This is a genomic window from Pedobacter psychrodurus (assembly GCF_032678585.1).
Taxonomy (GTDB): Bacteria; Bacteroidota; Bacteroidia; order Sphingobacteriales; family Sphingobacteriaceae; genus Pedobacter; species Pedobacter psychrodurus_A.
The window spans coordinates 30,709-41,033 of record NZ_JAVTSN010000059.1 but is presented as its reverse complement, the minus strand read 5'-3'; the positions used below and the strand labels follow the sequence as shown (position 1 = coordinate 41,033).

General features: G+C 41.9%; 9 protein-coding genes. 4 read left to right on the top strand and 5 right to left on the bottom strand.

The window, feature by feature from the left end; genetic code table 11:
- The 4 genes from R2S57_RS26890 to R2S57_RS26875 all read right to left on the bottom strand — a co-directional run.
- A partial coding sequence (locus R2S57_RS26890; protein WP_316848009.1) for a RagB/SusD family nutrient uptake outer membrane protein occupies positions 1-1,689 on the bottom strand: 1,689 nt, incomplete at its 3' end.
- Positions 1,690-1,694: 5 nt separating this feature from the next.
- Positions 1,695-4,949, bottom strand: a complete 3,255-nt coding sequence (locus R2S57_RS26885; RefSeq protein WP_316848008.1) for a TonB-dependent receptor — start codon at positions 4,947-4,949, stop codon at positions 1,695-1,697.
- A 127-nt stretch (positions 4,950-5,076) separates the two neighbouring features.
- Positions 5,077-6,243: a FecR family protein gene (locus R2S57_RS26880; RefSeq protein WP_316848007.1), complete on the bottom strand. Its 1,167-nt coding sequence runs from the start codon at positions 6,241-6,243 to the stop codon at positions 5,077-5,079.
- Between the two features lie 75 nt (positions 6,244-6,318).
- Complete coding sequence (locus R2S57_RS26875; protein ID WP_316848006.1) at positions 6,319-6,897, bottom strand: RNA polymerase sigma-70 factor; 579 nt, start codon at positions 6,895-6,897, stop codon at positions 6,319-6,321.
- Positions 6,898-7,157: 260 nt separating this feature from the next.
- On the opposite strand from R2S57_RS26875, the gene R2S57_RS26870 reads away from it, so the two are divergent.
- The 4 genes from R2S57_RS26870 to R2S57_RS26855 all read left to right on the top strand — a co-directional run bounded on the left by R2S57_RS26870 (position 7,158) and on the right by R2S57_RS26855 (position 9,558).
- The gene (locus R2S57_RS26870) at positions 7,158-7,517 is read left to right on the top strand and encodes a VOC family protein (protein ID WP_316848005.1); all 360 of its coding nucleotides are present in this window, start codon (positions 7,158-7,160) and stop codon (positions 7,515-7,517) included.
- Positions 7,518-7,524: 7 nt separating this feature from the next.
- A complete protein-coding gene (locus tag R2S57_RS26865; RefSeq protein WP_316848004.1) occupies positions 7,525-7,965 on the top strand; it encodes an EVE domain-containing protein in 441 nt (146 codons plus the stop codon).
- Positions 7,958-8,419: a MarR family winged helix-turn-helix transcriptional regulator gene (locus tag R2S57_RS26860; protein ID WP_316848003.1), complete on the top strand. Its 462-nt coding sequence runs from the start codon at positions 7,958-7,960 to the stop codon at positions 8,417-8,419. The genes R2S57_RS26865 and R2S57_RS26860 overlap by 8 nt, the downstream gene beginning before the upstream one ends.
- Before the next feature lie 89 nt (positions 8,420-8,508).
- Complete coding sequence (locus R2S57_RS26855) at positions 8,509-9,558, top strand: serine hydrolase domain-containing protein (RefSeq protein ID WP_316848002.1); 1,050 nt, start codon at positions 8,509-8,511, stop codon at positions 9,556-9,558.
- Between the two features lie 255 nt (positions 9,559-9,813).
- On the opposite strand, the gene R2S57_RS26850 is transcribed toward R2S57_RS26855, so the two are convergent.
- The gene (locus R2S57_RS26850) at positions 9,814-10,251 is read right to left on the bottom strand and encodes a RidA family protein (RefSeq protein WP_316848001.1); all 438 of its coding nucleotides are present in this window, start codon (positions 10,249-10,251) and stop codon (positions 9,814-9,816) included.
- Positions 10,252-10,325 lie beyond the last annotated feature (74 nt).

Here is a 10,325-nt window from a genome sequence, read left to right as displayed (position 1 = left end):
ATAGCCTGGGTTTTGTACCATATTCAGGTTTCCGGCCATCTCTTCTCCAGGTATGGGCCATAACCAGTCTTTATTCGTAAACTTCCTGGTCTCGGCAATTACCGTAACTCCCGTTGCAGGATTGGTTGCGCCATAAACAACGCCATTCATCACCTGATCAGCAATACGCCATCTTCTCATATCAAATAAACGGCTCCCTTCAAATGCCAGTTCAACACGGCGTTCTCTACGGTAGAGTTCGCGCATTTTTGCTTCTGTATTGTATACGGTAGTATTTACATTCGGCATGCCAGCCCTGTCGCGGATCTGGTTAAGATAGGTCACTACATCAGGATTGTTCCACTGACCGCTTTCTACAAGGGCTTCAACATACATTAAAAGTACATCCGCATAACGGTAGATCATAAAATCCAATGATCCGTTTTCCGGACGGGTACGATCGGCCAGATCGGCATATTTCCTTACCCAGAAACCAGTACGCGATGAGTTGTTTGCACCAATTGCACAAACATTGGGCAGTGGCGCAAATGGATCAACAAGCGTATAAAAGGTAGCACCCGGATAAATAATACTGGCTTTTAACCTCGGATCACGATTATCGTTATAATTGGGGTTCCTTTTGTAAATCTCCAGACTGTCGGCTCCCAGTTCAGCCAAAGTCTTACCCTGCTTTGTTTCATAGCTATTTACCATTGCGGCAGTTGGGTTTACGGTCGATGTTCCACCGGCATTTGGCGGTGCAAGCCTAAGAAAAGCATCCTTGTGGTTTCCGTTCTGTATTGAGATGATCCTTTCTTTATTGGTTTCTCCCGAATACATAAAAAGATTGAGATAACTATTTTTGGGGTCAGCAGCTTTGTAAAGCTCATAATAACGCAGATCGATTACCTCTTTTGCTGCCGATGCCGCCTGTGGATACATGCCTGCATTAAGAAAAGCAACTGTTTTCATCGTCAGGGCAGCTCCTTTGGTTACGCGGTTAAAAATATCGCCACCCTGGGCAGAATAATCTAAAGGCAGGCCTGCCGCACATTCGCTAAGCTCGGAAGTAATAAACTGGATCACTTCTTCTTTGGTATTGCGTTTAAGATCTGATTCGTTTGGTGTGATGGATTTGGTTACGATGGGTATCGCGCCGTAATATAAAAACAGTTCCAAATGAAAGAAAGCGCGATACGCCCTTACTTCGAGCATATATCTTTTAAGATCTGCCGGATCAACATAAGCGCTTGATGCATTCTCCAGAAAACGGTTGGCCAGCCTGATCCTGCTGTAATCGTCTCTCCAAAAAGGCAGAACGGCCATAAAAGCAGATGGCGGCAGGATTGGCGTGGCATTACCAAGCGCAATGGTATTGATTTCGGGAAGGAAATTTGCGGTCCATACTGCATCATCGGTAAGCCCGGTGAAGGAGATCCTCGTATTTCCGTTAAAATTAAATACCCCTCCCGGAAGCCCTCCGGCAAGATCATTCACTACGGTAAGCAGTTGGGCTTCTGTTTTCCAGAATTGCTCATCGGTAGTAGAAGTCGGATTGTCTTTGGTCAAAAATTCCTTCGTACAGGAAGGGAAGAACAGCAGGTATGCTGCCGCCAATACATATATTTTTTTCATAAGAGAATTTCCATAATTGATCGGCCATCTGCGATGGCCTGTTTTTACGTTGGTCTGTTGTCTTTTACTTGCCATGTCTTTTAAATTTTAACATTGATTCCGAAAGTATAAAAGCGCATCATCGGGTAGGTGGTATCCGCCCCTCTGGTTTCAGGGTCTAAATATTTCATATCCGTAAAAGTGAAAGGGTTCTGGGCATTGAAATACAGGCGCACCTGCGAAAGCCTTGCTTTTTTGATCAGCTTTTCGTTAAAAGTATATCCAAGCTGAATAAAACGTACCCTTGCGAATGCCGCATTGGTTTGCCAATAATCGGAAGCAAGGGCATTATTGCCAGGTGAAGGCGTTAACCTTGGTAAACTGGCTCCGGTATTTTCAGGCGTCCAGGTATCAGTTTGCCAGGTCATCGGTGTACCGCCACCATCGGTAAAGTTCAACGGGGCATTGTAACGACCGGTATAATAAGCGTCGGTTTTGGTAAACCCGTTCAGCTGAGCCTGCAGATCAAAACGTTTAAAGTCTAATCTCATGTTCAGGAAATAGTTCCCCTTAGGATTTGGATTGCCGATAACCGTACGGTCGGCACTGGTAATCTGTTTATCGCCATTTAAATCCAGATAGCGGATATCACCGGCAACCTGCCCTGCAATAATGGGTACTCCGGCAGCGATATCAGCCTGCTGAAGAAGACCACTGCTCATATAACCGTAATAACTGTTTAGCGGAAAGCCTTCTTTTTGAATCTGCGATCCGTTGACGTAAGGACCCTTGGTTAAGCTGAGTATTTTGTTTTCATAGTAAGAATAACCAGCGCTAACACTGCCTTTAAGTTGCTTTCCGATTTCATAATTATAGTTTACCGCAACTTCCCAGCCCTTATTGCTTACTGAACCTGCATTTACCGGAATTGAACTACCCAAACCTGAAGATAACGACAGCGGCGGGGTTAGCAGGATATCTTCGGTCTTTTTATCGAAATAATCAACCGTTAAACCGATTCGGTTCTCCAAAAATGAAGCATCAAGACCGATATCTAGCATTTTTACCGTTTCCCAGGTAATGTCGGGATTTCCGATTACTGCTTCCCTACCCGTTCCGGCATTGATCGTGGTCTGGTACTGGTAAAGCCCTACGTTCTGGTTGTTGCCCAATAGCCCATAAGATGCTCTTAGCTTTAAGTTGCTAATGGTTTTAACATTCTTTAGGAACTCTTCTTTATTGATATTCCAGCCAAGCGCTGCTGAAGGAAATACGCCCCATTTTTTGCCAGGACCAAATTTGGAGGAACCATCGGTACGGATGGTACTTTCAAAAAGATATTTATCGTTATAAATATAATTCAGCTTTAGGAAAAAAGAAGCCAGATTCGCTTCTGCAAACTGATTACTGGTACTGGGATTATCCATTTCCCTCGATAAACCTGCCAAACCGTAAATGGTATGTTTCGCAAAGGTTTTGTTATAATCCAATGTTGCCGACATGTACTGGTAGTTCTTCTTAGCCAGTCCGGTGGTTTTTATCGCGCCAAACTGGTAACGAAGTGCATTGGTAAAATAATCAAGAAAATTATAGGCATCGCGATTTGTTACCGAACCGGTACTAAATGTTCTGAAAAGGTATTGACCACGCAATTTTAAACCTGGGATAATATCCCATTGCGGCTGAAAATTGATATTGATATCATCATCCTTACTTAAGGTATAACCACCTCTTTCCAGTTCGGCAAGCGGGTTTAACATCTCGCCGTAAACACCATAAGCCTGATAACCATCTGCCCGATCCGGATATTTGGCCACAATATTTGGTGGAATCCGGTATGTTTCGTACAGAATATATCCAGGCCCGCCAGCACCAGCGGCAAGATTACCGATACGCTGTACTGGCCTTTCGCTTTCTTTTCTCACCAAGGCCAGATCCAGGTACATCGACAGTTTATCGCTTAACGTTACACTGGTATTTGCCCTTAGGTTATACCGGTTAAAACTGGTATTGGAAATGATGCCATCCTGCTTGAGGTAACTTCCGGTTACGGCAAACCTGGCCAGGTTATTCCCTCCCGAAATACCAATGGTATGGTTTTGTGAATTGGCCTGGTCTTTTAAAATCAGTGCAGACCAATTGGTATTTGGATAAACCAGCGGATCTGTTCCCGCTCGGGTAATGTCGATCTGACTTTGGGTATAGGTAGGTGTACCGCCGTTGTTGCGTTGAGCAAGATTTACCATTTCCATATATTGTGGTGCTTCAACAAACTCGGGGATATAGGTTGGTTTCTGTATACCGAAATATCCATCATACACAATACTCACCTTCCCTACCTTACCTCTTCTGGTGGTCACCACGATTACCCCATTTGCCGCTCTGGATCCATAAATAGACGCTGCTGCTGCATCCTTTAATACACTAATGCTTTCAACTGTCGTGGGATCAATGTCATCCAAAGGATAAGGCACACCATCTACCAGGATGAGGGGATCTGATACACCAAGGGTAGAAATACCGCGGATCAGGATTTTTGCAGCGTCACCCCCTGGAAGACCTGAGGCCTGCTGCACGGTAAGACCGGTTACCCCACCTTGTAAGGCTTGTGAAAGCTGTGTAATGGGTTTATCCTGAATGGTTGCTTTGATATCAACCAGACCCATGGAGTTGGCCAAATGTTTAAGTTTACGTTCGGTATATCCGGTTACCACTACCTCATCGAGAGCATTAATATCCGCTACCAGCGAAATGGTCAGGTTTTCTTTTAGGTTTCGGATGGTATACTCCTGGTTTTTAAAACCTACATAGCTAAAAAGCAGTATATCACCCTGATTAATGGAGATTTCAAAATTACCATTTGGATCTGTTGTTGCCGAGATAGTCTTATCTTTCACCTTAACAATAACACCGGGTATGGGCGTAGGTGGCTCTCCATTATCAAAAACGCGTCCTTTAATTTTAAATAAGCTATCTGCCCTGTTTTTCAAAACTGGCATACTTTTAATAATGACCGTATTTGTGGATATGGTATAACTCAGATTCTGCCCGGAAAGGCATTTTTCGATCACCTCTTTTAACAGCATATCCTTTACGTTAAGGTTAATGGGTGCTATTTTTTTAAGGTCGGCAGAACGGTAAAGGATATCGTAACCTGTTTGCTCACGCAGTTGAGCAAAAACAGATTCAACAGGCGCATTACTAACCTTTAGGGTTACTTTCTGTGCGTGTATCGATGCGCTTACCTGCATAAGGGTAGCGAGGCAAATAAAAAATGTCAGTTTCATCCTGAGCAAGATTGAACTTAAAGGCTGGGCATAGGGCTCCCTTAAGAATCTGGTTAAATTTCTATACATTTGTTTGGGTTTAGTTATTGTTGATTTCCGATTAATTGTAATTATCCTGAACGGTGGTTTAAACCGGTGCCGGAAGTGGTGAGAAACTTCCGGCTTTTTTGGACAATTGTAAGGGTTTAGCGTAGTCTTATTCCATTACAATAATCCTCCTTCCTTCAATCTTAAATTTAAGATCACACAATACTTCCAGATTTTTAAGCAGCTCTGCAAGTGGCTTTTTTCTATTCAGCGTACCCCCAAAAAGCTGCTTATCGGGTGTTTTAGAAAACACAACATCAGCATCATACCATCTGGAAATCTTTTTCATAATCGCGGAGATATCTTCATCCCTAAAGCTGATCAATCCTTTCTTCCAGGCAATGGCCTCTGCTACATCAACCGAATGGATAGCGATGGCACCATCATACCGGGCTACCGCGGCTTTTTCACCTGGCTTTAACAGGGCACTTTTACCCTTGTTTAATAGGCGTACCGAACCTTCGAGTAAAGTAGTTTCCATGCCCGGTTGATCCGGATAAGCATTAATATTGAAATGTGTGCCCAATACCTGAACCGTACTATTGCCCACTCTTACCTGGAAAGGATGTTTGCTGTCTTTTGCTACTTCAAAGTAAGCCTCTCCTGTTAATTCAACCAGTCGGTTGCTGCCGGTAAATACAGCAGGATAACGCAGTTGAGAAGCGGCATTGAGCCATATTTTAGTGCCATCATCCAAAACGAGTGCAAATTGCCCTCCCCTTGGTGTAGTTAAGGTATTCATCGCAGATGCAGCGCGATCCATATGTATTCTGGAATAATCCAATGTATTGTTGCGCTGTACAATTCTTGCACCTGCGTAAGTCATGTTTAAAGTTGTAGCGGTATCCAGATGGATCAGGTCCATTTTATCCAATGCCAGAACGGCATGATCATAACCTGGAACAAGCGGCCCTTTAGCGATTTGATTTTGACGTCCCGATGGATTCCTACCGAAAAAATAATAGAGGGAGAAACTTATCGAAAGCAGCACAAAAAGAGAAGCGGCTATTGATAGATACCTTTTAAGCGGGAGCTGTTTTTTTGGAGCAGCGGCGATAAAACGTTTGTCGGCCAGTATCTGCGAATAAACCGGAGATAGGCGTTCCAAATCCCAGTCATCCTTTATATCATCAGGAGGGATTACTTCATCTATTGTACGATCAAGCTCCTGTTGATCTGCAATGGAAATATAGTCCAATAATTCCTTTGTATCCTCTGGACTTATCGTATCTGAAAAATAGGCATGAAGTAAAAAAGTAAGTCTGGTTTTGTCCACTTGCAGAAAGTTAGGTGCGTTCTTAATATAGAACACAGGTACGCCTGCATAGGACTAGTGGGAAAGATTTTTTTTTTAATCCAGGAAAAAATAAGGGACTAAAAAAAAGAGATGGCTGTAGTTTAGCTTCGATTTTAGGGTTTTAAGCGCTTCAACCATATGGTTTTTAACAGTATTGGGCGATATCTGCAGTTTTTCGGCGATCTCCCGGTGCGAAAGCCCCTCGTCTCTGCTCATTTTGAAAATCAACTGTTGTTGGCTGGGCAGTTTTTTCAATAACGTACCTACAAACTGCTCCATATCGTTGGCCAGAATTTCTTCTTCCGTGGCATTGTGCAATTCTGAAATCCTATTGATCAATCCGGAGAAAAGCGCAACAGACTGATTAATCTTTCTAAGCTCATTTAAGCACAAGCGCTTGGCAATAACATATAGGTATAGATAGATATTTCCCTGTACATCTAACTTCTCTCTGTTCACCCATAAATTGATAAAGGTTTCCTGTACAATCTCTTCACTTTGCTGCTGATTTTTCAGAAAACGGAAGGCCAGTGCATAAATTTTCCTGCCATACAACAGGTATACACTGTTGAAAACAGAAAGATCGCCAGATCTTAAAGATGCAAGCTCATCAGCTGAAATTGTTTTGTGCAATTTGGTTTATTTTAGGGATAATCCCTGTAATATTAAAACTATTAAAGTGAATTTGCAAATTTCAAATACCTATTGATCAGCCTTTTGATACAGGACAGTACAGGATGCGAATCCAATAATTTGTTCATTGGAATACAGAAATCCATTCATAATGAGCAGATTTATGCATCAGGTTATTGGACGTCTAAATAATTAAATATAAAAATATTTGTTTATTGTTGTCGTGAATACTATATTTGTGACTACAATAAATATATAGCATGAGAAAATTAGATTTTGCTTCCCTTCAAGTTAGGGATTTAGACACTTCGAAAGACTTTTACACCAACAAACTGGGGTTTGAAATATCGGTATCTACACCCGATGCCTGTATTTTTAGCTACAATCAGGGTGAAGCCAGCTTTGCCATCAGAAAACCAATGATAAACCTAGAAGGAAAAGAACTTGGTGTTGGTGCCTCGTTATGGTTTGCCATTGATGGGAGTATGGAGGATTTAGAGAAACGGCTTCATTTAGTAGAAGTCAAACCGCTTGGCGCAATCAACACTACCCCATTTGGAAGAACGCTCATCGTAAAAGATCCTGATGGATACAATATCACTTTTTTACAACCAAACTAATCCTAACATGGAAAATCAAAAACCAAAATACTGGATCATTGTAGCCTCCAAAGACCATGTTAAAAATGGCATAGCTGAGGGATTCGCACAAGCCTGCCATGGAAAAGCCTCGCCCTTAAGAAGAATGCGGCAGGGCGATTTTATCATTTATTATTCAGGCAAGCAGACTATGGGTCAGCCCCAACCCTGCCAACAGTTTACCGCCATCGGCAAGGTAACCGACGAGCATACCTATCAGTTTCAGGTTACTGAAGACTTCTGCCCTTCAAGGCGAAATATCGAATTTTTGCCGAGCAAAGATATTTCTATCTTACCTTTGATCGCTGAACTGGATTTCATCCAAAACAAAAAAAGCTGGGGTTATCCCTTCCGCTTTGGTTTTTTTGAGATTAAACAGCACGACTTTGAACTGATCTCCTCACAAATGCTCCTACACCATTATGCCTAACAAAATAGAATTTCATTTTAAGCGTCCATTGGATAGCCCTGGCTATCTGCTCGGCCAGTTAACCATGTTATGGCAGCGAAAACTGAAACGGGTGCTTGATCCTTTAGACCTCACCCATACCCAATTTGCATTGCTCTGCGCACTGGCTTGGCTCTCCAGGGAAAGCGACAATGTTACCCAAATTGATATCGCCAACCAGGGCAATGCCGACCGGATGATGGTATCTAAAGTATTGCGTACACTGGAGGAAAAAAAATTCATTACGAGGCAGGAGCATAAAACTGATACCAGGGCAAAAACCATCAGCCTGACCGAGAGCGGCGAAACCGTGCTCCAAAAAGCCATTATCGCTGTGGAGTCGGCAGATATAGCATTTTTCTCTTCGTTGAACCAAGATCTTCCTATCTTTAATTCCAATATGGCTTCGCTAATAGAAACGAATAAAAATGATTAATGAAGAAATCAGAGACCTTCTTTTTTATTTAAAGGATCGTTATGATGTAACTAATAAACTTATGCGATGTCTTAAAAAAAATAAAACCTATGAACAAGCATAAAAGTATGATATTATTTTTTTTGATAGCCTTTTTAACCGGGACCCAGACATTTGCACAGGATGGTAAAGTTGCGTTAATAAATACTTTCATCGCTAAAGCGAATCAATCGGGAGCTTTCAACGGAAACATATTGATTGCAGAAGGTGGAAAAGTAATCATCAGAAAATCTATTGGATATGCAGATGCATCAAAAAAGATTCCGCTTAGCACACCCTACCGTTTTCATATCGGATCTATAGCAAAAGAGTTTGACGCGGTAGGTATCATGATGCTTCAGGAACAGGGCAAACTAAACATAAGTGATAAAGTTTCCAGGTTTTTTCCTGAACTGCCCGGTTGGGCCAACACCATAAGCATTAAAAACTTACTGCAGTACACCAGTGGATTACCCGAAATAAAATATAAGACTGTACACAGTGATGCGGATAACTGGAAAGACCTTCAATCCCTGGAAAAACTCGATTTCGATCCCGGAAGCCGCTATTCCTATAACAATAACAACACATTTTTGCGTAGGCGGATTATTGAAAAGGTAACAGGCATTTCCTTTAACCAGTTCGTAAAGGATAACATGCTCAAAGTTGCAGGTATAGCAAATGGAGCGGTTGATCCGACAGACAGCGATCTACTGATCGCCAGGTCATTTAACAATGAATTTAAACAGGACGGCCTTGAAGTACCGATTTCGGGATGGACCTGTTTAAATATTGATGATTTTTACAAATGGTCACAATGCATCAATAACTTTTGCCTGATTAAACCGGAATCTACTGGAGAAATTATGAGCTCCTTTGCCGCAGACCAGCAAGCTGGCCTTGGCGGCGGTGAACTGAAAGGCAATAAAGTCATCACCCATACGCATGATGGCAGCGCCCTACACTATCAGGCGCTGTTAACAACAGATGCCTCCAAAGGCCGGACGATTATAATCCTCTCCAATCAAAGACAGGGAAATGTTTATGAAATCGCCGCCGCAATACAGGCCATTTTAGACAACAAGCCTTACCAGGAATTAACCAAAATTGAGATCAAATAAAACTGTTCTGGTTAACGAGGGCAAATTGATTTTAGCCCGATCTGGAAAAGACTGAACCCATACTAACACATTCTCCGTGCTAATGGCCGATGACATGGCATATGCCTGAAACAGATCGATTAGGCAAAACTTATCCAGCCATATTTCTAAAAGCACAAGTCATCCAACTACATTGCCCAAACCCTAAAACTTTCGCTAATAAGGGTACTCATTTCCGATAGTATATCATCGAGGCTATAAAAGAGAGATACAATTTTATTTAGGCAAATGAGCAATCAACTCGACTTCCAATTTCGCTTTGGACATATATAACCGTTGTATCTGCACCCAGGTTGCGGCCGGGAAATCGTTTTTGTAGAACTTTTTTCTGACATAGTTGAACCTTTTCATGGATTCGATATCTGTGGTATATAAATTTTCTTTAACCACATTTTCAAAGGTAGCCCCATAGCTTGCTAATGAAGCTTTTAAATCGTTATAAACAGATGAAATTCCCTCGGGCGTGATATCGTTTGTTACTGCACCTGAAATGTACAGGATGTTGTCAACTTTTAAAACCTGACAATATCCGGCAACGGTATCCTGCTTCAACTCCTTGTTCCAATGCCATTTTTCCTTTTTAATTTTAGTTTCCTGTGTAAACCCTTCACCGTAAATTAAGAGAAAAGACAGTAAAAGATAATATCGTATCATTATGATCCTGGTTTGGTTTATTTAACAGGTTTTAGTCAAAAACAAATCTATAAAATTTTAGATATCAACCAGCG

What these genes read in the sequence shown, in the direction of transcription:
- R2S57_RS26885 (WP_316848008.1), bottom strand. Translation starts at nt 4,949, where the DNA reads ATGTATAGAAATTTAACCAGATTCTTAAGGGAGCCCTATGCCCAGCCT.
- R2S57_RS26870 (WP_316848005.1), top strand. Translation starts at nt 7,158, where the DNA reads ATGAGAAAATTAGATTTTGCTTCCCTTCAAGTTAGGGATTTAGACACT.
- R2S57_RS26865 (WP_316848004.1), top strand. Translation starts at nt 7,525, where the DNA reads ATGGAAAATCAAAAACCAAAATACTGGATCATTGTAGCCTCCAAAGAC.
- R2S57_RS26860 (WP_316848003.1), top strand. Translation starts at nt 7,958, where the DNA reads ATGCCTAACAAAATAGAATTTCATTTTAAGCGTCCATTGGATAGCCCT.
- R2S57_RS26855 (WP_316848002.1), top strand. Translation starts at nt 8,509, where the DNA reads ATGAACAAGCATAAAAGTATGATATTATTTTTTTTGATAGCCTTTTTA.
- R2S57_RS26850 (WP_316848001.1), bottom strand. Translation starts at nt 10,251, where the DNA reads ATGATACGATATTATCTTTTACTGTCTTTTCTCTTAATTTACGGTGAA.